This is a genomic window from Acidovorax sp. LjRoot38, from assembly GCF_964252975.1.
Lineage (GTDB): Bacteria > Pseudomonadota > Gammaproteobacteria > Burkholderiales > Burkholderiaceae_C > Acidovorax > Acidovorax facilis.
This window is the reverse complement of the sequence record NZ_CAXUPT020000005.1, coordinates 440,292-464,455: the sequence shown is the minus strand read 5'-3', so window position 1 is coordinate 464,455 and position 24,164 is coordinate 440,292. Positions and strand designations below refer to the sequence as shown.

The 24,164-nt window shown below is 63.5% G+C and carries 17 protein-coding genes; all 17 read left to right on the top strand.

What is annotated here, in order from left to right; translation table 11 throughout:
- Positions 1-15 precede the first annotated feature (15 nt).
- Positions 16-1,434 (top strand): MFS transporter, encoded by a 1,419-nt coding sequence (locus tag ACSQ22_RS12195; RefSeq protein ID WP_055398426.1) that lies wholly within the window; start codon positions 16-18, stop codon positions 1,432-1,434.
- A 37-nt stretch (positions 1,435-1,471) separates the two neighbouring features.
- The gene (locus ACSQ22_RS12190; RefSeq protein ID WP_436130443.1) at positions 1,472-5,275 is read left to right on the top strand and encodes a nitrate reductase subunit alpha; all 3,804 of its coding nucleotides are present in this window, start codon (positions 1,472-1,474) and stop codon (positions 5,273-5,275) included.
- Between the two features lie 23 nt (positions 5,276-5,298).
- A complete protein-coding gene (narH, locus tag ACSQ22_RS12185) occupies positions 5,299-6,822 on the top strand; it encodes a nitrate reductase subunit beta (RefSeq protein WP_436130442.1) in 1,524 nt (507 codons plus the stop codon).
- Between the two features lie 22 nt (positions 6,823-6,844).
- Positions 6,845-7,546 carry a nitrate reductase molybdenum cofactor assembly chaperone gene (narJ, locus tag ACSQ22_RS12180; RefSeq protein ID WP_306552959.1) on the top strand — a complete coding sequence of 234 codons (702 nt, stop codon included), beginning with the start codon at positions 6,845-6,847 and terminating at the stop codon, positions 7,544-7,546.
- On the top strand, positions 7,543-8,277 hold the full coding sequence (gene narI / locus ACSQ22_RS12175; RefSeq protein ID WP_218299036.1) for a respiratory nitrate reductase subunit gamma: 735 nt from the start codon (positions 7,543-7,545) through the stop codon (positions 8,275-8,277). The genes narJ and narI overlap by 4 nt, the downstream gene beginning before the upstream one ends.
- A gap of 157 nt (positions 8,278-8,434) precedes the next feature.
- Positions 8,435-9,241, top strand: a complete 807-nt coding sequence (locus ACSQ22_RS12170) for a peptidylprolyl isomerase (RefSeq protein WP_436130441.1) — start codon at positions 8,435-8,437, stop codon at positions 9,239-9,241.
- Positions 9,242-9,268: 27 nt separating this feature from the next.
- Positions 9,269-9,949 carry a carbonic anhydrase gene (locus ACSQ22_RS12165; RefSeq protein WP_436130440.1) on the top strand — a complete coding sequence of 227 codons (681 nt, stop codon included), beginning with the start codon at positions 9,269-9,271 and terminating at the stop codon, positions 9,947-9,949.
- A gap of 96 nt (positions 9,950-10,045) precedes the next feature.
- The gene (locus ACSQ22_RS12160; RefSeq protein ID WP_436130439.1) at positions 10,046-12,490 is read left to right on the top strand and encodes an adenosylcobalamin-dependent ribonucleoside-diphosphate reductase; all 2,445 of its coding nucleotides are present in this window, start codon (positions 10,046-10,048) and stop codon (positions 12,488-12,490) included.
- Positions 12,487-13,818, top strand: a complete 1,332-nt coding sequence (locus tag ACSQ22_RS12155) for an NnrS family protein (protein WP_436130438.1) — start codon at positions 12,487-12,489, stop codon at positions 13,816-13,818. The genes ACSQ22_RS12160 and ACSQ22_RS12155 overlap by 4 nt, the downstream gene beginning before the upstream one ends.
- Before the next feature lie 24 nt (positions 13,819-13,842).
- Positions 13,843-14,514 (top strand): nitroreductase family protein, encoded by a 672-nt coding sequence (locus ACSQ22_RS12150; protein WP_436130437.1) that lies wholly within the window; start codon positions 13,843-13,845, stop codon positions 14,512-14,514.
- A 47-nt stretch (positions 14,515-14,561) separates the two neighbouring features.
- Positions 14,562-14,975 (top strand): ribonucleotide reductase subunit alpha, encoded by a 414-nt coding sequence (locus ACSQ22_RS12145; protein ID WP_436130436.1) that lies wholly within the window; start codon positions 14,562-14,564, stop codon positions 14,973-14,975.
- A gap of 85 nt (positions 14,976-15,060) precedes the next feature.
- Positions 15,061-15,546, top strand: a complete 486-nt coding sequence (locus ACSQ22_RS12140) for a hemerythrin domain-containing protein (protein ID WP_436130435.1) — start codon at positions 15,061-15,063, stop codon at positions 15,544-15,546.
- Between the two features lie 59 nt (positions 15,547-15,605).
- On the top strand, positions 15,606-17,954 hold the full coding sequence (locus tag ACSQ22_RS12135; protein ID WP_436130434.1) for an O-linked N-acetylglucosamine transferase family protein: 2,349 nt from the start codon (positions 15,606-15,608) through the stop codon (positions 17,952-17,954).
- Positions 17,955-18,024: 70 nt separating this feature from the next.
- Complete coding sequence (locus tag ACSQ22_RS12130) at positions 18,025-19,425, top strand: UDP-glucose dehydrogenase family protein (protein WP_436130433.1); 1,401 nt, start codon at positions 18,025-18,027, stop codon at positions 19,423-19,425.
- Positions 19,422-20,372: a UDP-glucuronic acid decarboxylase family protein gene (locus tag ACSQ22_RS12125; RefSeq protein ID WP_436130432.1), complete on the top strand. Its 951-nt coding sequence runs from the start codon at positions 19,422-19,424 to the stop codon at positions 20,370-20,372. Before ACSQ22_RS12130 ends, ACSQ22_RS12125 begins: the two co-directional genes overlap by 4 nt.
- Positions 20,373-20,504: 132 nt before the next feature.
- Positions 20,505-21,572, top strand: a complete 1,068-nt coding sequence (locus tag ACSQ22_RS12120; RefSeq protein ID WP_431151644.1) for an AbrB family transcriptional regulator — start codon at positions 20,505-20,507, stop codon at positions 21,570-21,572.
- Positions 21,573-21,749: 177 nt separating this feature from the next.
- Complete coding sequence (locus tag ACSQ22_RS12115; RefSeq protein ID WP_436130431.1) at positions 21,750-24,101, top strand: tetratricopeptide repeat protein; 2,352 nt, start codon at positions 21,750-21,752, stop codon at positions 24,099-24,101.
- Positions 24,102-24,164: the final 63 nt, after the last annotated feature.

The following is a 24,164-nucleotide window of genomic DNA, read 5'->3' as shown; positions in this document are numbered from 1 at the left end:
TTCCAAGGAAACACCATGTCTGCCACACCCGCCAGTAGGCGCCAGGGGCGTCTGCTCACCCTCTGGGCTCCTGAGGACAAATCGTTCTGGGAGCGCGAAGGCGAAGCCATCGCCAAGCTCAACCTGTGGATCTCGGTGCCCGCGCTGTTCCTGGCCTTTGCCATCTGGCAGGTGTGGAGCGTGGTCGCCGTGAGCCTGCCCGGCCTGGGCTTCAAGTATTCGACCAACCAGCTGTTCTGGCTGGCCGCAGCGCCCGCGCTTTCGGGCGCCACGCTGCGCATCTTCTATTCATTCATGGTGCCGCTGGTGGGTGGACGCCGCTGGACGGCGATCTCCACTGCCAGCTTGCTGATCCCTGCGATTGGCATCGGCTTTGCGGTGCAAGACAACACCACGACCTATCCCACCATGCTCATCCTGGCGCTGCTGTGCGGCCTGGGCGGCGGCAACTTCAGCTCCAGCATGGCCAACATCAGTTTCTTCTTTCCGAAGGAGCGCAAGGGCTCAGCGTTGGGCGTGAATGCAGGTCTGGGTAACCTGGGCGTTTCGGTGGTGCAGTTTCTGAGCCCGCTGGTCGTCACGGCCGGCATCTTCGGCATCTTTGGTGGCGAAGGCCAGACCATCGTCAAGAACGGCCAGACCGTGCAGGTGTGGACGCAGAACGCCGCTTTCATCTGGGTGCCATGGATTGCGCTGACGGCGCTGGCCGCCTGGTTCGGCATGAACGACATTGCCGATGCCAAGGCCTCCTTTGCCGCGCAGGCCGCCATCTTCAAGCGCAAGCACAACTGGCTGATGTGCGTGTTGTACCTCGGCACCTTCGGCTCGTTCATCGGCTATGCAGCGGGCTTTCCGCTGCTCATCAAGAGCCAGTTCCCTGGCATCAACCCGCTGGCCTACGCCTGGCTGGGCCCGCTGGTGGGCGCCGTGATCCGCCCCTTTGGTGGCTGGCTGGCCGACAAGCTCGGTGGTGCGCGTGTCACGCTGTGGAATTTCATCGTCATGGCCGTGGCCGTGATGGGTGTGACGTTCTTCCTGCCCTCCGGTGGCCCTGGCGGCAACGAAGGCCAGTTTGCAGGTTTCTTCGTGTGCTTCCTGGTGCTGTTCCTCACCACCGGCATCGGCAACGGCTCGACCTTCCGCATGATCCCCGTGATCTTCCTGACCGAAGCCATGCGCGGCGTGGACAAGCACAACGCCGCCGCTGTGGCCAGCGCCAACAAGGAGGGCAACACCCTGGGCGCGGCTACGCTGGGCTTCACCGCCGCCATGGCCGCCTACGGCGGGTTCTTTATCCCCAAGAGCTATGGCAGCTCCATCGCGCTGACCGGCAGCCCCCACGCTGCACTGTGGACGTTCTTCGCCTTCTATCTCGTTTGCATCGTGATCACCTGGTGGACCTACGCACGCAAGCACGCCGAGATGCCTTGCTAGTCAACCCCAGAACAGAAATCAGAAAAGGAGCCCTTCGATGAGCCATTTCCTCGATCGCCTTTCGTACTTCTCGCAGCCCCGCGAGACCTTTGCCCAAGGCCATGGCGAAACCAACGGTGAAGACCGCACCTGGGAAGACGCCTACCGCGACCGCTGGGCGCACGACAAGATCGTGCGCAGCACCCACGGCGTGAACTGCACGGGCTCCTGTTCGTGGAAGATCTATGTCAAAGGCGGCATCGTGACCTGGGAAACCCAGCAAACCGACTACCCCCGCACCCGCCCTGATCTGCCCAACCATGAGCCTCGTGGCTGCGCACGCGGCGCCAGCTACAGCTGGTACCTGTACAGCGCCAACCGCGTGAAGTACCCCATGGTGCGTGGCCGCCTGCTCAAGCACTGGCGCGCCGCCATCGCCCTGGCCAAGAGCCCGGTGGACGCCTGGGCCAGCATCGTCGAGAACGATGCCTCCAAGCGCGAATGGCAAAAGCAGCGCGGCCTGGGCGGCTTCGTGCGCAGCACCTGGGAAGAGGTCAACCAGATGATCGCTGCGGCCAACGTGTACACCATCAAGAAGCACGGGCCCGACCGCATCATCGGCTTCTCGCCCATCCCGGCGATGTCGATGATTTCGTACGCTGCAGGCAGCCGCTACCTCAGCCTGATGGGCGGCGTGTGCATGAGTTTTTACGACTGGTACTGCGACCTGCCTCCCAGCAGCCCGCAGACCTGGGGCGAGCAGACCGACGTGCCCGAGTCGGCCGACTGGTACAACAGCTCGTACATCATTGCCTGGGGCTCCAATGTGCCCCAGACGCGCACGCCCGATGCGCACTTTTTGACCGAGGTGCGCTACAAGGGCACCAAGGTGGTGTCCATCACGCCCGACTACTCCGAAGTCGCCAAGCTGGGCGATCTGTGGATGCACCCCAAGCAGGGCACCGACGCCGCCGTAGCCATGGCCATGGGTCATGTGATCCTCAACGAGTTCTACTTCAAGGACGGTGGCAAGGGCCGCAGTGCGTACTTTGACGACTACGCGCGCCGCTACACCGACCTGCCGCTGCTGGTGGTGCTCAAGGAAAAAACGCTGCCCGATGGCCGCACGGTGATGGTGCCCGACCGTTATGTGCGCGCCAGCGATTTCCCAGGCCAGCTTGACCAGTCCAATAACCCCGACTGGAAGACTGTGGGCTACGACGAGCTGGGCCAGGTCACGCTACCCAATGGTTCCATCGGCTTTCGCTGGGGGGCGGACGGCCGCCCCGACCAGGGCCTGTGGAACCTGGAGAACAAGGAAGCACGCACCGGCAACACCGTCCAGCTCAAGCTGTCGGTGATCGAAGATGGCGAGCAGGCCCACGACATTGCCGATGTCGCCTTCCCGTACTTTGGCGGCGTGGCAACGCCCAACTTCACGGCCAACGAACAAGGTGGCGACGTGATGGTGCGCCGCGTGCCGGTGTCACACCTGGAGCTGGCCGGGCACGAAGCCCAGGGCCGCGTGATGGTGGCTACCGTGTTCGACCTGCTGGCGGGCAACTACGGCATTGACCGAGGCCTACCGGGCGAAGAGGCCGGTGGCGGTTACGACGCCGACCGCCCCTACACCCCCGCCTGGCAAGAGGCCATCACCGGCGTGCCGCGCGAGCAGATCATCACCGTGGCGCGCCAGTTTGCCGACAACGCGCACAAGACCCAGGGCAAGTCCATGGTGATCATCGGCGCGGCCATGAACCACTGGTACCACAGTGACATGAACTACCGGGGCATCATCAACATGCTGATGCTGTGCGGCTGTATTGGCCAAAGCGGTGGCGGCTGGGCGCACTATGTGGGCCAGGAAAAGCTGCGCCCACAGACAGGCTGGACGGCGCTGGCCTTTGCGCTGGACTGGATCCGTCCACCCCGCCAGATGAACAGCACCAGCTTCTTCTACGCCCACACCGACCAGTGGCGCTACGAGAAGCTGGGCATGGAGGAAATCCTCTCGCCCCTGGCTGACAAGAAGGCCTACCACGGCGCACAGATCGACTACAACGTGCGCGCCGAGCGCATGGGCTGGCTGCCATCAGCGCCCCAGCTCAAGACCAACCCCATGCAGGTGGCCAAGGATGCAGCTGCAGCGGGTATGGACGCGAAGGATTACGTCGTCAAGTCTCTGAAGGACGGCACGCTCACGATGAGCTGCGAGGACCCGGACCATCCGTCCAACTGGCCGCGCAACATGTTCGTGTGGCGCTCCAACATCCTGGGCTCGTCGGGCAAGGGGCATGAATACTTCCTCAAGCACCTGCTGGGCACCACCCACGGCGTGCAGGGCAAGGACCTGGGCAAAGACGAGGCCAAGCCTGAGGAAGTGCAGTGGCACACCAACGCACCCGAAGGCAAGCTGGACCTGCTGGTCACGCTCGACTTCCGCATGAGCACGACCTGCCTGTATTCGGACATCGTGCTGCCCACGGCCACCTGGTATGAGAAGAACGACCTCAACACCAGCGACATGCACCCCTTCATCCACCCGCTGTCCACGGCGGTGGACCCTGCCTGGCAGGCCAAGAGCGACTGGGAAATCTACAAGGGTTTCGCCAAGGCTGTGAGCGAGGTCAGCGTGGGCCACCTGGGCGTGGAAAAGGACGTGGTGCTTACACCCATCATGCACGACACGGCGGGTGAAATGGCCCAGCCCTACGGCGTGCGCGACTGGAAGCGGGGCGAGTGCGAACTGATCCCCGGCAAGACGGCGCCGCAGGTCACCGTTGTCGAGCGCGACTACCCCAACCTCTACAAGCGCTTCACCGCCCTGGGCCCCTTGATGGACAAGGCAGGCAACGGCGGCAAGGGCATCGGCTGGAACACGCAGACCGAAGTCGGCCAACTGGGCGACCTGAACGGCCGCGTGAAGGAAGAGGGCGTGACGCAGGGCATGCCCCGCATCGTGACCGACATCGACGCCACCGAAGTGGTGATGATGCTGGCGCCCGAAACCAACGGCCACGTGGCCTGCAAGGCCTGGGAAGCCCTGGGCAAGCAGACTGGGCGCGACCACGTGCACCTCGCGCTGCACCGCGAAGACGAGAAGATCCGCTTCCGCGATATCCAGGCGCAGCCGCGCAAGATCATCAGCTCGCCCACCTGGTCTGGCCTGGAAAGCGAAAAGGTCAGCTACAACGCCGGCTACACCAACGTGCACGAGTACATCCCATGGCGCACCCTCACGGGCCGCCAGCAGTTCTACCAAGATCACCCGTGGATGCGTGACTTTGGCGAAGGCTTCGTGAGCTACCGCCCACCCGTGCACCTCAAGACGCTGGAAGAAGTGGAAGGCAAGAAGCCCAACGGCAACCGCGAGATCGCGCTCAATTTCATCACGCCGCACCAGAAGTGGGGCATCCACAGCACGTACAGCGACAACCTGATGATGCTGACGCTGAACCGGGGCGGCTCCGTGGTGTGGCTGAGCGAGGACGACGCGAAGGTCGCTGGCATCGTGGACAACGACTGGGTCGAACTCTTCAACGCCAACGGTGCCATTGCAGCCCGTGCGGTGGTGAGCCAGCGTGTAAACCCCGGCATGGTGATGATGTACCACTCGCAAGAGAAGATCATCAACACGCCCGGCTCCGAGATCACCGGAACGCGCGGCGGCATCCACAACTCGGTCACGCGCATTGTGCTCAAGCCCACCCACATGATTGGCGGCTATGCGCAGTTGAGCTACGGCTTCAACTACTACGGAACCATTGGTACCAACCGCGACGAGTTCGTGCTGGTGCGCAAGATGGACCGCGTGGACTGGCTCGACGATGAGCCCGTGTCCAGCACGGCAGCCCACGCCTGAAGCCGAAGACAAGGAGAAACACGATGAAAATTCGCGCACAAATCGGCATGGTGCTGAACCTGGACAAGTGCATTGGTTGCCACACCTGTTCCGTCACCTGCAAGAACGTCTGGACGAGCCGCCCCGGGGTGGAATACGCCTGGTTCAACAACGTCGAAACCAAGCCTGGCATCGGCTACCCCAAGGAATGGGAAAACCAGGACAAGTGGAACGGCGGCTGGGTGCGCAACCCTGACGGCTCCATCGCCCCCCGTCAGGGCGGCAAGTGGAAGCTGCTCATGCGCATCTTCGCCAACCCCAACCTGCCCCAGATCGACGACTACTACGAGCCCTTCACGTTCGACTACGACCACCTGCAGTCGGCGCCTGAAACGAAGGCCGCACCCACGGCCCGCCCGCGCAGCCTGATCACCGGCAAGCGCATGGAGAAGATCGAGTGGGGCCCGAACTGGGAGGAAATCCTGGGCGGCGAGTTCAGCAAGCGCAGCAAGGACAAGAACTTCGACGATGTGCAAAAGGACATGTACGGCCAGTTCGAGAACACCTTCATGATGTACCTGCCACGCCTGTGCGAGCACTGCCTGAACCCGGCGTGCGTGGCATCGTGCCCCAGCGGCTCGATCTACAAGCGCGAGGAAGACGGCATCGTGCTGATCGACCAGGACAAGTGCCGTGGCTGGCGCATGTGCGTCTCGGGCTGCCCCTACAAGAAGATCTACTACAACTGGCAATCGGGCAAGGCCGAGAAGTGCATCTTCTGCTATCCCCGCATCGAAGCGGGTCAGCCGACCGTGTGCTCCGAGACCTGCGTGGGCCGCATCCGCTACCTGGGTGTGCTGCTGTATGACGCAGACCGCATCCAGGAAGCCGCCAGCGTGGAACGCGACCGCGACCTGTACCAGGCGCAGCTCGACATCTTCCTCGACCCGAACGACCCGGACGTGATCAAGCAGGCCCGCATCGACGGCATCCCGGACAGTTGGATGGACGCTGCCCGCAACAGCCCCGTCTACAAGATGGCTGTGCAATGGAAGGTGGCCCTGCCGCTGCACCCCGAGTACCGCACGCTGCCCATGGTCTGGTATGTGCCGCCGCTCTCGCCCATCACGGCCGCCGCCAACGCGGGCCATGTGGGCGTGAATGGCGATATCCCCGATGTGTCGCAGCTGCGCATCCCCGTGCAGTACCTGGCCAACCTGCTCACCGCTGGCGATACCGGCCCCGTGGTGCGGGCGCTGGAGCGCATGCTGGCCATGCGCACCTACCAGCGCGACAAGCACGTGGAGCAGCGCCAGAACCTGGCCGTGCTCAAGCAGGCCGGCCTGTCGATGGCCGAGGTCGAGGAGATGTACCACGTGATGGCAATTGCCAATTACGAGGACCGCTTCGTCATCCCATCGGCCCACCGCGAATACGCCGAAAACGCGTTCGACATCCGGGGCGGCTGCGGCTTCTCGTTTGGCAACGGGTGCTCGGATGGCGCCACCGAGACCAGCATGTTCGGTGGCAAGAAGCCCCGCACGATCCCGATCAAGGCCACGGTCTGATTGCACACAGGAAGGAATCACCATGTTCAAGAAGAACCCGACCTCTGTGCGCCTGACCCTGCGCGCCCTGGGCTACCTGCTGAGCTACCCCGATGCGCAGTTGCGCAGCGTGATGCCGCAGCTCATCGACGCGCTGCAGGCCGAGCAAGCCCTTACGGCTGATCGCATGGATGAGCTGAAGGCAGTGTGCGAGCACCTGGCTGCACTCGATCCGCTGGAAGCCGAGGCCCGCTACGTGGACAACTTCGACCGGGGCCGCCAGACCTCGCTGCACCTGTTCGAGCATGTGCATGGCGACTCGCGCGACCGGGGGCCTGCGCTCATCGATCTGCTGCAGACCTACGACAAAGCAGGTCTGAAGTTTGAAGCCGAAGAGCTGCCCGACCACCTGCCGGTGGTGCTGGAGTTCGCCTCCACCCAGCCGCCCGAAGTGGCCAAGGAGTTCCTGGGCGAAATGGCCCACATCCTGAACGCGCTGTTCAGTGCGCTGGTGGCAAGAAGCAGCCCCTATGCCAGCGTGATTGCTGCGGTGCTCGAAGTGTCGGGCCAGCGCGTGCAGTCGGTGGCGCTCACGCCCGAGCCGCCCATGGACGAGGTCTGGGCCGAGCCCGAAGCGTTTGGCGGTTGCAGCACCCAGGGCCAGGCCAAGCCTGACCAGCCGCAACCTCTGCATTTTGTTCGTACCCCCCGCGCCGAGCGGGCACCAGAAGGAGTCTCCGTATGACCGCCTGGCTTGACACCCTGTTGTTTGGCATCTATCCGTATATTTGCCTCGCTGTCTTTTTCATTGGCAGCTGGGCGCGGTTCGACCGCGACCAGTACACCTGGAAAAGCGATTCGTCGCAGCTGCTGCGCACCGGCAGCCTGCGCTGGGGCAGCAACCTGTTCCATATCGGTGTGCTGTTCCTGTTCTTTGGCCATACCGTGGGCATGCTCACGCCGCACTTCCTGTACGAAGGCTTTATCACTGCAGGTGCCAAGCAGATCATGGCGATGGTGACGGGCGGTATCGCGGGCGTGCTGGGCTTCATTGGCCTGTCCATCCTGCTGCACCGGCGCCTGTCGGATGACCGCATCCGCGCCACGTCCAAGACCAGCGACATCCTGATCCTGGTGCTGCTGTGGCTGCAACTGGCGCTGGGCTTGGCCACCATTCCGCTGTCGGCGCAGCATCTGGATGGCTCCATGATGATGAAGCTGGCCGAGTGGGGTCAGCGCGTGGTGACCTTCCGCAGCGGCGGCGTCGAGCTGCTGGCCGAAGCGGGTTGGATCTTCAAGGCCCACATGTTCCTGGGCATGACGATCTTCCTGGTCTTCCCGTTCACCCGCCTGGTGCATGTGTGGAGCGGCTTTGGCGCGCTGGCCTATGTGCTGCGCCCCTACCAGGTGGTGCGTGCGCGCCGCCTGAACCTGCCACCCGGCCACACGCAGTCGCAAGACCGCCGTGGTGTTTGAGTTCGTACCGCATAAGGAGCACACCATGAGCGGATGTGGAACCGGTAGCTGCGGTTGCAGCACCAGTGTAACCAGTCAGAGCGCCCCCCAAAGGGTGCTTTCCCCCGAGCAAACGGCCGCTTACGAGGCGCTGTCTGCCACGGTAGGGGCGACTGTCATGACAGACACGCCCGCCATGGCGGCCCCTCAGCCCACGGGGCTGGCCCCGGTGGCGCGCATTAACGGCGTGGCGTTGAACTCAACGGCCGACTGGCTGGATGACGAAGCCTTGCGCCAGCGTGCCTGCACCGAACTGCTGCGCCAAGCGGCCCAGCAGGCGGGTTTGCTCTCAGCAGACGATGTGCCCGGCGTCGGGGGAGCCATCAGCACTGAGGCCTCCAACGCCATCGAGCAGCTGCTGGAGCGTGAGCTACCCATCCTCGACCCATCGGAAGAAGCCTGCCGTCGCTACCACGACGCCCACCCTGCGGCACACGCTCAGGGCGAGCGCGCCCAGCTGCGCCACGTGCTGTTTGCCGTGACGCCGGGCGTGGATGTGAAGCAGCTGCGCCTGCGTGCCGAGGCCATGTTGATTGACTTGCGCTGTGCGGACGATGGTGGTGCCAAGTTTGCCGAGGCGGCTGCGCAGTGGTCCAACTGCCCCAGCGGCCAGCAAGGCGGCGACCTGGGCTGGCTCACCCGCGCCGACTGTGCCCCCGAGTTCGCCCGCGAGGTGTTTGGCAGCGCCGAGATCGGTGTGCTGGCACGCCTGGTCCACAGCCGGTTTGGCCTGCATGTGGTGGAGGTGGTGGCGCGCGATCCGGGGCAGCAGCCTTCGTTCGAAGAGGTGCGCCAGGCCATCGCCCTCACGCTGCGCCAGCAGGCCTGGGTGAACGCATTGAGGCAGTACCTGCAATTGCTGGCGGGCGCTGCCGTGGTGGAGGGCGTGGCACTGGACGCGGCCGATTCTCCGCTTGTACAGTAGTTGCATTGCACGCCATCTGATCGCACCATGCCCGACGAGCTGCTTGATCGCCTGCGTCGTTTTCACGACGACGCCTTTCCCCAGTACCGCGAACAGTTCCAGACGCTGGTGGACGAGGGGCAGCACCCCACCACTTTGTTCATCGGCTGTTCCGACTCGCGCCTGGTGCCCTACCTGTTGACCGGCGCGGGCCCGGGGGAGCTTTTCCTGGTGCGCAACGTAGGTGCGTTCATCCCGCCGTATGACGGATCTCACGGCCACCATGGCACGACGGCTGCCATTGAGTTTGCAGTGCTCAACCTGCACGTGCGCCGCATCGTGGTGTGCGGCCACAGTCACTGTGGGGCTATCAAGGCGATGTATGGTGAGGTTTCGCCCGAAGCGCCCAACCTGAACCGCTGGCTGGACCTGGGGCGCGAGGCCCTGTTGCCCATGCAGGCGGGCCCCGAGGTGCTGCGCCGCACTGAGCAACGCGCCGTGGTGCTGCAGCTCGAACGCCTCATGGAGTACCCGATGGTGCGCAGCCGTGTGCAGTCAGGGCAGATCAGCCTGCACGGCTGGCACTACGTGATCGAGGAAGGAGAAGTCCATGTGTTTGATGTCAAGACGGGCGGTTTTGTGCCGGCCTCGCTGGCGGACAACAGCGGCACCGGCCCCTACCACCCTTACGTGGAGCATGATGGGCAAGTTCTTCTGGACGAGCTTTGACCTTGTCCGGCATTCTCGCGGCAGATCCGTGAGGAATGAGGCCCTCTTGATGGAACGCAAGACCTCACTGGCGTGAAACCCAAATCATCGGCCCCCATGAAACGCGAACCTCAGCCCCCCCTCAAGCCCACCTCGTCCCTGCAGCCCATCAGCCTGGATGTGCTGCGCGAGAAATACCTCAAACCTGGCGAAACCACCGCCGACGAGCTGTACCAGCGTGTGGCGCGGGCTCTGGCCTCGGTCGAAAAACCGGAGCTGCGCGATAAGTACGAAGCCTTGTTCCTCGCCAACCTGAAGGCAGGCGCCATCGGTGCGGGCCGCATCATGAGCGCGGCAGGCACCGACATACAGGCCACCCTTATCAACTGCTTTGTGCAGCCCGTGGGTGACTGCATCCAGGGCGTGGATGACGAAGGCTTTCCGGGCATCTACGAAGCGTTGCGTGAGGCGGCCGAGACCATGCGCCGTGGCGGGGGCGTGGGCTATGACTTCTCCCGCATCCGTCCCAAGGGCGCACAGGTGAAGGCCACCGCCTCCATGGCTTCGGGGCCGTGCAGCTACATGAACGTGTTCGATCAGTCCTGCTCCACCGTGGAGAGCGCGGGCGCGCGGCGGGGGGCGCAGATGGGCGTGCTGCGCATCGACCATCCCGATGTGCACGAGTTCATCACGGCCAAGCGCACGCCAGGGCGCTGGAATAACTTCAACGTGTCGGTGGGCGTGTCGGACGAGTTCATTGCAGCCGTGCAGAACAACGCACAGTGGGAGCTGGTGCACAAGGCTCGCCCCGGCGCTGCGTTGCTCGCCCAGGGCGCCCGCCAGCGTGAAGACGGCCAGTGGGTGTATGCCACCGTGCCCGCACGCGAGCTGTGGGACACCATCATGAAGTCGGCCTACGACTTTGCCGAGCCCGGTATCCTGTTCCTGGGGCGCATCAACGAAGACAACAACCTGCACTATTGCGAAAACATCGCGGCGACCAATCCCTGTGGTGAGCAACCGCTGCCGTCGTACGGTTGTTGTGACCTGGGCCCCATCATCCTCACCCGCTTTGTGCGCCACCCCTTTGGTTTTGGCGGCGTGGCGGCGTTTGACTTTGACGCGTTCACCAAGGCCGTGGCGCTGCAGGTGCGCGCGCTCGACAACGTGCTCGATGTGACCTACTGGCCGCTGCCGCAGCAGCGCGACGAGGCCATGGCCAAGCGCCGCATTGGTGTGGGCTTTACCGGCATGGGCAACACACTGGCCATGCTGTGCCTGCGCTACGACCTGCCCGAGGGCCGCACCATGGCTGCGCGGATTGCCGAGTACATGCGCGACGCAGCGTATGCCGCATCGGTGGACCTGGCGCGTGAGAAAGGAGTGTTTCCGAAGTTCGATGCCAACGGCTATCTGGCCGAAGGCACGTTTGCCAGCCGCCTGCCGGAGTCGCTCCAGGCTGCCATCCGCCAGCATGGCATCCGCAATAGCCATCTGCTCTCCATCGCACCCACGGGCACCGTGAGCCTGGCCTTTGCCGACAACGCTTCCAACGGCATCGAGCCGCCGTTTTCGTGGATGTACAAGCGCAAGAAGCGCGAGTCCGACGGCAGCACGACCGAATACGCGGTGGAAGACCATGCCTGGCGCCTGTACCGCGAGCTGGGCGGGGATGTGGAGGCGTTGCCAGACTACTTCGTCTCGGCCCTCGCCATGCCCGCCGAAGGCCACATCGCCATGATGGAGGCCGTGCAGCCCTTTGTGGACACGGCCATCTCCAAGACCGTCAACATCCCTGCCGACTACCCCTACGAAGGGTTCAAGGACCTGTACCTCCAGGCCTGGCGCGCCAAGCTCAAGGGCCTGGCCACCTACCGGCCCAACAGCATTCTGGGTTCCGTGCTCGAAACCCATGCGGAACCTGCGCCCGCGGCCGCTGCCGCGCCTGTGGCTCCACCCGCACCGCCGGTGGACCCCATGCGCACCGTGATCGAAAGCCGTCCGCAAGGGGGCCTTTCGGCGGTGGCTGAGAAGCTTGAATACTGGACGCAGGAAGGTCACAAGACCCTGTACCTCATCGTGTCCTTCCTGCCCGTGCCCACGGGCGTGGGCAACGGTACGGTGGACCGCGCCATCGAGTTCTTCATGCCCGTGGGCCAGAGCGGCGAGTCGCAGCAGTGGATCACGTCCAGCATGCGCATGTTGTCGCTCGCAGCGCGTGGCGGCTTTTTGGAGCGGGCGCTGTCGGACATGCGCAAGGTCGCCTGGGACCGCGGCCCCGTGCGCCTGGGCACCCATCGCAAGGACGACGGCACGCTGGTGCCCATGTGGCACGACTCCGAGGTGGCGGCAATGGCCTATGCCATCCAGAACATCCTGGCGCGCCGCGTGGCCGACCCGGTACAGCAGCAGCTGCCGCTGGATGAGCCTGCACCGCCCCCGGTGGCAGTGCCCCAGGCCATGGCGGGCAAGAAATGCAGCGAGTGTGGCGCCCACGCCGTGATCCGCAAGGATGGTTGCGACTACTGCACGCAGTGCGGGCATCTGGGGACCTGCGGGTGACCTCTCGCCCCGTCATCCCCCTGCGCACCGCGTCGGGAAAACCGTCGCCGGAGATGCTGGCGTCGCTGGACAGGCAATGGCGCTGGCGCTATCTGATGCTGGCACCGCACCGGTTGGGGTTTTTCCTGGCCATGGTGGTGCTGGTGGTGTCAGGGGGGTGGTGGGCGTTGGTGCAGGTGGCGCGGTCCAGCGGTGGGTGGGGGCTTTATTACGCGGTGTCTCCCACACTGGTGCACTCGGCCGTGATGGCGTTCGGATTCATTCCCCTGTTCTTTTCCGGCTTCCTGTTCACAGCAGGCCCTAAATGGCTCGGGGTGGAGCCTTTGCCAGTGGAGGCGATTCGCGCACCGCTGGTGGCGCAGGCGGTGGGGTGGCTGTTGTGGCTGGTGGGCGCGCACCTGTGGGTGGGCGTGGCGCTGGTCGGGTTGGCGGTGGCGACGGCGGGCCTCGTCTGGATGACCGCGCAGTTCTGGGGGCGTGTGCGGCGCAGCCAGGCCGAGGACCAGTTGCATGCTCGCACCATCGCCTGGGCTTGTACGCTGGGATGCATCAGCCTTGTTGGGCTGTGGCTGGGGCTGGCCGTGGGCACCCATGCGCTCGCACGTGCCTGGGTCTTCACCGGCCTGTGGGGGTTTGTAGTGGTGGTGTATGTCACGGTGGCGCACCGCATGATTCCATTTTTCACCTCCAGTGCCATGCCCATGGTGCAGGCTTGGCGGCCTTTCTGGGTGCTGTGGCTGATGCTGGCGGCCGCCGTGCTGCAGGTGCTGGCGGTGTGGCTGGATTGGCTCGGGTTGCCTGCCAGCGCTGCGGGGCCGGCCTGGGGGGTGGTACACGGCACGCTGCAGTTGGTGATCGGGTGCGTGCTGGTCTGGCTGGCCTGTGTCTGGGGGCTGGTACAAAGCCTCAAGAACAGGTTGCTGGCCATGCTGCATATCGGTTTCCTGTGGCTCGGCCTTGCCTTTCTGCTCGGAGGGCTTTCGCGGTGGCTGGCGTGGGGCTATGGCATGGGAGCCCTGGGCCTGGGAGCGCTGCATGCCCTGACCATGGGCTGCCTGGCATCGCTGATGCTGGCCATGGTGACGCGGGTGTCGTGTGGGCACAGTGGCCGTGCGCTGGTTGCTGACCACACGGCGTGGACATTGTTCTGGCTGCTGCAGGTGGCTACCGTGTTGCGCATTGCGGCAGAAGTGCCGGGCGTTTTTGGCATGGCGTGGGTGTGGGTGCTGCCGGTGGCGGCTTTCCTGTGGGCCGCCACCATGGGCGTATGGGGTGTGCGGCTGGGCCGGTGGTACGGTTGCCTGCGGGCCGACGGCCGGCCGGGCTGAAGAAGCTTCTTTCAAGGACCTGTGATGGCTGTCATTCCCTGGCCTTTGCACCATGCCCCCCGGCAGGTGCCAACTGCTGCGCTCCCGCCAGACGATACCGCCGCCATGGCCGCCGCGCTGATCCACTCGCGCCAGACCATCCTGCCTAAACGCCTGACTGCTCCCGGACCCAGTGCGGGGGAACTGGCCCAGATTCTCAGCGCTGCGGCCCACGCGCCGGACCACGGCCAATTGACGCCCTGGCGTTTTGTGCTGGTGCCCGCCGCCGCGCGGCCGGCGTTGGCCGACGTGTTTGCGCAGGCTCTGTGCGAACGAGATCCTGCCGCCACGCCCGAGCAGGCCGAGCAGGCCCGCGAAAAGGCCTACCGTGCCCCGGTACTCATGCTGGTGGTGGTAGATAGCCAGTGCGGCGACCCCGCCATCGACCTGTCAGAGCGCTTGGTGTCCGCTGGCTGCGCAGTGCAGAACATGTTGCTCATGGCCACTGCACAGGGCTTCGGATCGGCCCTCACCAGCGGCAAGGCCCTCAAGTCCCCCGGATTGCGCGGCTTGTTCCAGCTGGACGCCTGGGAGCAGGCGCTGTGTTTTGTCAGCATTGGCACTGTGCAATCGCGCAAGGCGGCGCGTGCTCGACCTGTAGTAGACAGCTATGTGAGCACGCTAGATCCGCAAAAGGGCGTGGTGCCAGGCTTCTGAGAAGACCGAGCCTTCCTCGCAGCATTTTTAATTCATCGAAATTTTTTATGAACATTTCCAGCTTCGACGATCTACTTGAGGCGGCACGCATGCAGCCTGAACCCCAGCGGCTCCTGTTCGTGTTTGCTGCCGTTGAATTGCCCGACGATGCCACCCCCGCGCAGCGGGCCCGGTTTGAAGCCGGGCAGGGCGGCGCGCTGGTGCCACTGATGTGCGTGGACAAGGCGCCACAGGAGCTGCCGTCGTTCGACGCGCTGGTCGGTGAGGCCAGCCAGTTCACGGCCCCTGGCCACGACTGGGCCATGGTGTTCGCAGCCGCCATGTCGGGCACCCTGAACAAGGCGCCCACGAGCGCCGATGCCGAGGCGCCTTTGCAGCGCATGGTGGATGCGATCAAGGGCGGTGCGCATGGTGCCTACATCCCCTTCGACCGCCAGGGCCAGCCCGTGCGCTTTGGGTGAGGCGAGGATGGCGTCCATTTCTGCACCTGCTCGCCACGTTCCTGGCTTCAGCGCACCTGCAGTCGGGTTCGAAGAGCCCTTCGCCATGCTGGAGGCCTGCCACGAGCGCGTGCAGCGCACGCTGACACTGCTGGACCGCCTGCGTGAACATGTCCGCCAGCAAGGTGCCGATGAGAGCGCGCGCCAGGCCGCGCGCGATGTGTTGCGCTACTTTGATGTCGCTGCGCCATTGCACCATGAGGATGAGGAGCTCCATGTCTTCCCGCTGTTGCTGGCCCAGGCTGCACCGGAGATGAGGACTCTGGTGCAGCGGCTGCAACAGGACCATGTCGACATGGTGGCTGACTGGGCGGCGGCGCGAGTTCCGCTACAAGCGTTGGCGCAGGCGGAAATCGAAGGCTTCTCGGAATCAGCAGAGGCGCTTTTTGATCGATTTGCGGCGCGCTATGCGAGCCATATCCACCACGAGGAGTGCCAGGCCTACCCCGCGGCGCTGCATCTTTTGGAGCCCGCTGTGCTGGGCAGGATGGGACAAGAAATGGCACACCGGCGGGGCGCGCCTGAGCGCTGAAAAGCTCCGCCAGTGCGCTCTGCGCGCCCAGAAAGAGGAGGCCACAGTACCCGCTTCCCATGGCGGGTTGCTTTGCGGTGGACTTGGCTGTTGTCCCTGGAGCCGCCCGGCTGGCGCTGGACGGCGGTTCGGTGCCGCGCAGGTGTTTACCATGGCGGGATGTCAATCTCTCATCTGTATCGGGAAGCATCTTGACCGACACAAAGAAACCCCATTTCGGCCAGTCCTTCAAACCTGGTGCCATACCAGCCAGCCAGCCCAGTTTTAAATTCGGAATCAACTATGGAACGGGCTTGGTTGCGGGCGTTAGATCTGTGGAGTCGCCCCTCCCCGATGATGCGACGGCGTGCAACACCCGGGGCAATGAATGGCTGATGGCCAACCGGCCCGCAGACGCTATTCGCGCCTACGACCGAGCCATCGCTCTCAAGCCCGACTACGTTGACCCCTACTTCAATCGTGGCAACGCGCTGCTACGCCTGCAGCGCAATCAGGACGCGCTGGCTTCGTTCGATCAGGCCATTGCACTCTCGCCTGGGTTGGGGCTCGCACATTACAACCGGGGAACGGTCCTGCAAACCTTGGATCGGTTGCCGGAGGCCATGGAAAGCTACCGCAAGGTGCTGGTGATAGATCCTGCGAATGTGCAGGCGCGTTTCAATCTGGGCTGCATTCACCTGCAGATGAAGCAGTTTGATGAAACCCTGGAGTGCATGGACCAGGTGATCGAACGCGCACCCGAGATACCGGAGCCGCACAACAACCGGGGCACGGCTTTGCTGAGGCTGGGCCGGTATGCAGAAGCGGTTGCTGCCTTCAGCCGGGCGCTGGAGATCAACCCGCAGTCCGCCGAGGCGTACAGCAACCGTGGCGAGGCGCAACTGCAACTGAGAAATCTGGAAAGCGCACTGGCGGACGTCAGCCGCGCGATCGAGCTTCGGCCCCAGCAGGGGGAGTCCAGATTCCTCATGGGTCGGCTTTTGCGGGAGATGAAGCGGTACGACGAGGCTTTGCAGCAGTTCTATCTGGCCCAGCGGCTGCCCGCTCCTTTGGCGATGCTGCAAAGCGAGATCGTTACCGCCAAGGTCCATGGCTGTATTTGGCAAAACCTGGAGGAAGAACTGCTTCAGCTCCAACAGGACATCCGGGCTAGGCAGCCTGTCCTTGAGCCATTCTCTGCCCTGTCCGTGTTCGACCAGCCTGCCCTCCACAAAGAGATTGCAAGCCGTCTTGTAGAACGCGATATGCCTGGCTCTGCAGCGTTGGGCGCGATTCCTGTTCGTGCGAGGGGCGAGAAGATTCGCATCGGTTACTACTCTGCAGATTTTCGCAATCACCCCTCGGCGTACTTGATTGCAGAGCTGATTGAAGTGCATGACCGCGAGCGATTTGAATTGTTCGCGTTTTCGGTCAGTCCCCAGGTGCACGACAGCATGCGCGAGCGACTGGTGGTGGCCTTTGACCATTTTCTGGATGTGCGTGAGCGTACCGATCTTGATATTGCACAGCTTTCACGAGAGCTTGGTATCGACATCGCTGTGGATCTGATGGGCTTTACGCAAGCGACGCGTTTGAGATGTTTTTCCTACCGGTGTGCACCCGTTCAGGTCAGCTACCTGGCGTACCCTGGCACCATCGGCGCCAGTTACATGGACTATGTGATCGCCGACAAGGTGGTGATTCCTCCCCATGCCCAGGCCGACTTCACTGAAAAAGTGGTCTATCTGCCGCACAGCTACCAGGTCAACGATTCCCAGCGGAAAGTAGCTGACCGGACATTTTCCCGCGACGAACTGGGTTTGCCCGCCACTGGCTTTGTGTTTTGCTGCTTCAACAACAACTTCAAGATCCTCCCACCCACGTTTGACGGCTGGATGCGCATCCTCCATGCCGTTGAAGGCAGCGTCTTGTGGCTGCTGGAAGACAACCCGATTGCGGCTCGGAATCTGCGCCGAGAGGCGCAGGCCCGGGGGATTTCTGCAGACCGCCTCGTGTTTGCCAGCCGCGTGCCCATGGACCAGCATCTCGCTCGCCAGCGGATGGCCGACCTCTTCCTTGATACGCTGCCCTACAACGCGCACACCACCGCGAGCGATGCCTTGTGGGTAGGGCTGCCGGTTCTGACGTGTTCAGGACAATCGTTTGCGAGCCGAGTGGCGGCGAGCCTGTTGCATGCCGTGGGGTTGCCCGAGCTTGTCACCCAGACGCAGTCTGCATTTGAGGCCCGAGCCATAGAGCTTGCCCGCGATGTGGTGCAACTCAGGAGCATTCGGGACAAGCTGGAGGAACAGGGGCCCCAGTCGCCCTTGTTCAATGCCCGGCTCTTTGCGCGGCATATCGAGTCGGCATACACCACAATGGTCGAACGCGCGCACCAGGGGCTGCCTCCCGATGTGATTGAGGTGTGAAACTTCACGGCGCCCTTCGCGTGGGCGCGAGCCCCATGCCTTGGATTTTTCAGTTTTTTTGCCCCCTTCCATGAATCTCACCTTGTTCGGAACCGGTTATGTGGGGCTCGTTACCGGCGTATGCCTTGCGGAGCTGGGCAATGATGTCCTGTGCATCGACACGGATGCCGAAAAAATTGCCACACTGCAGCGCGCAGAGATTCCAATCTACGAGCCAGGGCTGCAGGAGTTGATCGTCGGCAATGTCCGCGCCGGCAGGCTGGCGTTTTCCACCGACATGGCGCGCGGTGTTGCCCACGGTGACGTGCAGTTCATCGCGGTGGGCACGCCCTCTGCGGACGATGGCAGTGCGGACCTGAGTCATGTGTTCGAGGTGGCGGGTGCCATCGCGACCCACATGACCAGCTTCAAGGTGATCGTCAACAAATCTACCGTGCCTGTGGGCGCGGGCGAAGCGGTGCACAAGGCCGTCGCTACTGTGCTTGCCCAGCGCTGGCCCGGTGCCCATCCAGCACCTGGCTTTGCGGTGGTCTCGAACCCGGAGTTCCTCAAAGAGGGCAGTGCGATCAACGACTTCATGCGGCCTGACCGGATCATCGTTGGATTGGGTGAGTCGCCTGAAGAGCAGCGCGCTGGTGATCTCATGCGTGCGTTGTACCGCCCGTTCGGGCATGGCCATGATCGCGTTATCTGCATGGACCGCCGCAGCGCAGAGTTCACAAAGTACGCCGCCAACGCCATGCTCGCCACGCGCATCAGTTTCATGAATGAAATGGCCAATCTGGCAGATCGTCTGGGGGTGGATATCGAACCTGTGCGGGTGGGTATTGGCGCTGATCCGCGCATTGGTGACAGCTTTCTTTATCCTGGCGTTGGTTACGGTGGCAGTTGTTTTCCCAAGGACGTGACAGCGTTGCAGCGCATGGGCGATGACGTCGGGCTCCCGCTGCGGTTGTTGGCGGCGGTGGCGCAGGTCAATGAAGGACAGAAGCGGCAGCTGGTGGATAGGCTGGTGCAGCGGCTCGGCCCGGATTTTTCGGGCCAACGGTTTGCGTTGTGGGGGCTGGCCTTCAAACCCAATACCGACGACATGCGCGAGGCTCCCAGCAGGGTGCTGGTGCGTGAACTGCTGGAGCGCGGTGCGGTGCTGCAGGTGTTCGACCCGGTGGCCATGCAGGAAGCTCGCCGATGCCTGCAAGACGATTTGCAGGATCGGCCCGACCTGCTGGAGCGTATCCGTTATGCCCAAAGTCCTATGGATGCGGCGCGCGATGCCGACGCATTGTTGATCGTGACCGAATGGCAGGTGTTTCGCAGTCCCGACTTCGATGCCCTGCGGGCAGTCCTGCGGCAGCCGCTGGTCGTGGATGGGCGCAACCTCTACGAGCCTCGGTCCATGCGTGCTTTGGGGTTTGACTATCTGACGGTGGGGCGGAACGCGGCGGATGCACCTGGGGCCACCACACCATGAAGAAGGCTAAGTCAATCCTGGTGACCGGGGGCGCGGGCTTCCTCGGCTCTCATTTGTGCGAGCGTTTGTTGCAAGATGGTCATGGGGTGCTGTGCGTGGATGACTTTTCCACGGGCTCCGAAAAGAACATTGCCCACCTCCAGACTTCGCCGCGTTTTCGTTGGCTTCGGCACGATGTCACCCAGCCGCTGGCCGCTGAGGTGGACGAAATCTACAACCTCGCCTGCCCCGCATCGCCCGTGCACTACCAGGCCGACCCCGTGCGGACCCTGCGTACCAGCGTGATGGGGGCGCTGAACCTGCTGGAGCTGGCCCGCCAGTGCAGGGCCGTCATTCTTCAGGCTTCCACCAGCGAGGTGTATGGCGACCCCAGCGTGCACCCACAGCCGGAGTCCTACTGGGGCAACGTCAATCCCATTGGCGTGCGGGCCTGCTATGACGAGGGAAAGCGGTGTGCGGAGACCCTGTTTTTCGATTACCGGCGCCAGCATGGCGTGCGCACGAAGGTGGTGCGGCTGTTCAATACCTATGGCCCCCGCATGCGCCCGGACGATGGCAGGGTGGTCTCCAACTTCATCGTGCAGGCATTGTGCGGCGCAGACCTGACCGTATACGGCTCAGGGGACCAGACCCGCAGCTTCTGCTACGTGGACGACATGGTGGAAGCACTGGTGCGCATGATGGCAACGCCGGACGAAGTGGCGGGGCCTGTCAACTTGGGGAATCCTGGGGAATTCACCATCCTGGAACTCGCCCAGAAGGTCCTTGCTCACACGGGGGCCGCCGCCCGGATCACCCACCACCCACTGCCGGGAGATGACCCCCGGCAGCGGCAGCCCGACATCATGCTGGCGCACCAACTGCTGGGCGGCTGGGAGCCCCGTATGGATCTTGATGCTGGATTGCGCCAGACCATTGCTTACTTCAGAGGCGCTGGTGCCCCCTGAACCTGAAAGGCAAATGGGTGCGGCTTTTCACGTTGTCTCCCTTTCCCATTTGGACTGGTCGCCAGGTCGAAAGTGTCGGTATGGTGGCTGTAGGGTGTACTGGCCATCGACTGATGCCGTCTCACTTTCACCATGCCTGTGAATTCTCTCTTTCGCGTTCTTGCAACACTTGTTCTGGCCCTTGCCGCCGCAGTCGGCTGCGTGGCTCTGCACACGCCCTTGCCCTGGATGATCGGCCCGTTGCTGGCGACTTCCGTCGTGTCGATCGCTGGCGGCCCTACGCAGAGCTGGGGGCCACTGCGCAATGCCGGGCAGTGGACCATTGGCGCAGCGCTGGGCCTTTATTTCACACCCCAGGTGGCGGCGCTGATCAGCGGGCTGTGGTGGGCCATCGTGCTGGGCATCGTGTGGGCGCTTTTTCTCGGCTGGCTGTTCGGTGCCTGGCTGTACAGGCTGCATGCACCGCGCATGCACGGTGTGCCTGCACCCATGCTGCGCGCCACCAGTTACTTCGCCGGTGCAATTGGTGCTGCGTCCGAGATGACCTTGCTGTCCGAGCGCGAGAACGCACGCACCGACTTGGTTGCAGCGAGCCACAGCCTGCGCTTGCTGATCGTCACCGTGACGATTCCCTTTGCCTTGCAGTGGAGCGGTCTGCATGGCCTGGACATTCTGCCGCCCACCGTGCGGGCGGTGGACTGGCCCGGCTTGGCGCTGATGGCGCTGCTGACGGGTGCTGGTGCCCTGGTGATGGACCGGCTGGGCCGTGCCAACCCCTGGTTCATGGGCGCCATGCTCGTGTCCATGGCGCTCACGATGGCGGGCATCAGCCTGTCCGCCGTGCCGGCGGCCATGGTGAACGCAGCGCAACTGGTGATCGGTGTGAGTCTCGGAGTGCGCTTTCGGGCTGATTTCCTGCGCACGGCTCCCCGCTGGCTCGTATCCGTAGCCGCCGGTACGCTGGTGTTGATGGGGGCGTGCACGTTGTTCGCGGGCCTGCTGGCCTGGGCCACGGGGTTGCCCTGGGTCACCTTGCTGCTGGGTACTTCGCCGGGCGGTATCACGGAGATGGCGATTACCGCCAAGGTGCTGCAATTGGGCGTGCCCGTGGTCACAGCGTTTCAGGTATGCCGGTTGATGGCGGTGCTGATGCTGGTAGGCCCGCTGTACCGGCGCATCTATCCGGCAGCGGCGATCTGACCGAGGGGGCGCTCGCGTCACAATCTCCCTTTTATTGGCGCTGGAGGGTTGTCCTGGTGACGGCCGTTCCGCGTTTCTATCCGCTGCACACCCTGGATCATGAGCATTCACTACAACTTCGGAATACGCCCTCCCCAAGTGACAAAAGCCCAACTGGCTGCGTGGTTGGACCAGGCCATGCGAGCACACCGGGAGGGCGCTATTGCGCAGGCCAACCAGCTCTACAACACCATTTTGAAGAATGACCCCAAAAACGTTGGCGCCCTGCACATGCAAGGCGTTTTGGCGTACCAGGCGGGTCACTTGCAAATTGCGGTGGACCTGATCGGCCAGGCCATCAAGCTGGCTCCGGACGATGCTGCGCCCCACATCAATCGTGGGCTGGCTTTGAGCGCTTTGAAGCGCCATGACGAAGCACTGGCGCATTTTGAGCGTGCCACCAGCCTGCGCCCAGATTTCGCAGAAGCCTACGTCAACCAGGGGATCACGCTCAAGGAGTTGTCGCGGCCCGAAGACGCCATTGCAAGCTACGACCGGGCCATCGCCCTTCAGCCCAGACTGGCTGCCGCCCATAACAACAAGGGTAATGCCCTGCGCCAGATGGAGCGGCTGGACGAGGCGCTGAAATGTTATGAACAGGCCTTTGCCCTGGACGGCCAGGACGTGGACGCGTGCCAGAACATGGGCATGCTGCACGCCGATGCCGGCCGTTCGGACGAGGCCCTGAAATGTTTCGATCAGGTTATTGCACTGAGGCCTCAGCACGCCGAAGCCCATAACGGCAAGGGGGCGATCCTGGCGCAAAAGGAGCAGTGGACGCAGGCCATTGCGCACTTCGAGGCCGCCATTCAGGGCAATGACAAACTGGTTCAAGCCCACAAGAACCTGGGGATCGCGCAGCGCAGCCTTTTCCAACTGTCCAATGCGGTACAGGCTTTTCAGAAGGCTGCCCAACTGAGCCCACTCGACGTGGAGATCCTGGCGTTTCTAGCCCTTTCGTTGCTGGAGGCGGGGCGGTATGCAGAAGCACTTGCCGTCTACGACCAAGCGATTCGGCTGGCGCCTGAAAGGCCAGACCTGTACTACAACCGCGCCAATTTGCACATCCGGTTCAACCGGCATCAGGACGCCGTGGCCGACTACACGCAGGTGTATCGCCTCAAGCCAGATGCGAAGTATCTGCTCGGGTATCTTGCGAGCTGCAGGCTCAAGACCGGCGATTGGGGGCACTTGGCAGACGACATGGCGCAATGTGAGCGGAGCATCCGGGCCGGTGAGCTGGGTGTGAAACCCTTCATCGCGCTTTCGTTGTTCGACTCGCCCGAGTTGCACAAGCAGGCGGCACAAGCTTCCGTACAGCAGGATTTTCCTGAATCCACCGTCCTGGGGCCCATCCTTGCGCGTGCTGGCGCAGGCAAGATCCGGGTCGGTTACTACTCTGCGGATTTCCACGGCCACGCCACTTCGTATCTGATAGCGCAGCTTTTCGAAGTCCATGACCGTGAACGCTTCGAGTGGTTTGCGTTTTCGTTCGGACCTCCCGCGACGGATGCCATGCGCGCGCGTCTGGTTGCAGGTTTCGACCATTTCATTGACGTGCGCGAGCGCAGCGAGATCGATATCGCCCGCTTGTCGCGGGAGCTGGGCATCGACATCGCCATTGACCTGATGGGTTTCACCACGGGCTGCCGCTTTGGCATTTTTGCCCACCGCTGCGCCCCCATCCAGGCCGGTTATCTGGGCTACCCGGGGACGACCGGGGCAGACTATATGGACTACGTGATTGCCGACAAGGTGGTTGTGCCCCCCGACGCGCGGCGCCATTTCACCGAAAAACTCGTCTACCTGCCGCACAGCTACCAGGTCAACGACTCGCAGCGCGCGATCAGTGACCGGATGTTTACCAGGGAAGATGCGCGGCTGCCTGCCACGGGGAGCGTGTTCTGCTGTTTCAACAACAACCAGAAGATCCTCCCGCAGGTATTCGACAGCTGGATGCGCATTCTGCAAGGGGTGCCTGACAGCGTTCTGTGGCTTCTGGCAGACAACCCTGCTGTGGAGGACAGCCTGCGGCGTGAGGCGCAGGCGCGCGGCGTGGCGGCCGAGAGGCTGGTGTTTGCACAGCGCCTGCCTCTGGGCGAGCATCTGGCGCGCCACCGGTTGGCCGACCTGTTTCTGGATACCTTGCCCTACAACGCTCACACCACGGCCAGCGATGCGTTGTGGGCGGGTCTGCCGGTGCTCACGCGGCTGGGAGAATCGTTTGCGGCGCGAGTGGCGGCCAGCCTGCTACATGCTGTGGGCCTGCCGGAGCTTGTGACCCACAGCGCTGCCGAATACGAAGCCCTGGCGATCTCGCTCGCCCAGGACCCTGCGCGCCTGAAGGCGCTGCGCGACAAACTCCAAGCGGAAAAAGCCCAGTCCCCCTTGTTCAACACCCACCAGTTTGCGCGTGATATCGAGGCTGCCTATCTGGCGATGCATGATCGGCACCTGCAGGGGCTGCCGCCCGAGGTGATTGAGGTGTGACAACTGGGGGCGCTGCCCCAGTCTGCCGAGAATGGAGGAGACCGATCTGGGCCTCCTGGGCCA

What these genes read in the sequence shown, in the direction of transcription:
- ACSQ22_RS12140 (WP_436130435.1), top strand. Translation starts at nt 15,061, where the DNA reads ATGCTGGAGGCCTGCCACGAGCGCGTGCAGCGCACGCTGACACTGCTG.
- ACSQ22_RS12165 (WP_436130440.1), top strand. Translation starts at nt 9,269, where the DNA reads ATGCCCGACGAGCTGCTTGATCGCCTGCGTCGTTTTCACGACGACGCC.
- narH (WP_436130442.1), top strand. Translation starts at nt 5,299, where the DNA reads ATGAAAATTCGCGCACAAATCGGCATGGTGCTGAACCTGGACAAGTGC.
- narJ (WP_306552959.1), top strand. Translation starts at nt 6,845, where the DNA reads ATGTTCAAGAAGAACCCGACCTCTGTGCGCCTGACCCTGCGCGCCCTG.
- ACSQ22_RS12150 (WP_436130437.1), top strand. Translation starts at nt 13,843, where the DNA reads ATGGCTGTCATTCCCTGGCCTTTGCACCATGCCCCCCGGCAGGTGCCA.
- ACSQ22_RS12130 (WP_436130433.1), top strand. Translation starts at nt 18,025, where the DNA reads ATGAATCTCACCTTGTTCGGAACCGGTTATGTGGGGCTCGTTACCGGC.
- ACSQ22_RS12135 (WP_436130434.1), top strand. Translation starts at nt 15,606, where the DNA reads ATGGCGGGTTGCTTTGCGGTGGACTTGGCTGTTGTCCCTGGAGCCGCC.
- ACSQ22_RS12115 (WP_436130431.1), top strand. Translation starts at nt 21,750, where the DNA reads ATGCGAGCACACCGGGAGGGCGCTATTGCGCAGGCCAACCAGCTCTAC.
- ACSQ22_RS12195 (WP_055398426.1), top strand. Translation starts at nt 16, where the DNA reads ATGTCTGCCACACCCGCCAGTAGGCGCCAGGGGCGTCTGCTCACCCTC.
- ACSQ22_RS12170 (WP_436130441.1), top strand. Translation starts at nt 8,435, where the DNA reads ATGACAGACACGCCCGCCATGGCGGCCCCTCAGCCCACGGGGCTGGCC.
- ACSQ22_RS12125 (WP_436130432.1), top strand. Translation starts at nt 19,422, where the DNA reads ATGAAGAAGGCTAAGTCAATCCTGGTGACCGGGGGCGCGGGCTTCCTC.
- narI (WP_218299036.1), top strand. Translation starts at nt 7,543, where the DNA reads ATGACCGCCTGGCTTGACACCCTGTTGTTTGGCATCTATCCGTATATT.
- ACSQ22_RS12160 (WP_436130439.1), top strand. Translation starts at nt 10,046, where the DNA reads ATGAAACGCGAACCTCAGCCCCCCCTCAAGCCCACCTCGTCCCTGCAG.
- ACSQ22_RS12190 (WP_436130443.1), top strand. Translation starts at nt 1,472, where the DNA reads ATGAGCCATTTCCTCGATCGCCTTTCGTACTTCTCGCAGCCCCGCGAG.
- ACSQ22_RS12120 (WP_431151644.1), top strand. Translation starts at nt 20,505, where the DNA reads ATGCCTGTGAATTCTCTCTTTCGCGTTCTTGCAACACTTGTTCTGGCC.
- ACSQ22_RS12145 (WP_436130436.1), top strand. Translation starts at nt 14,562, where the DNA reads ATGAACATTTCCAGCTTCGACGATCTACTTGAGGCGGCACGCATGCAG.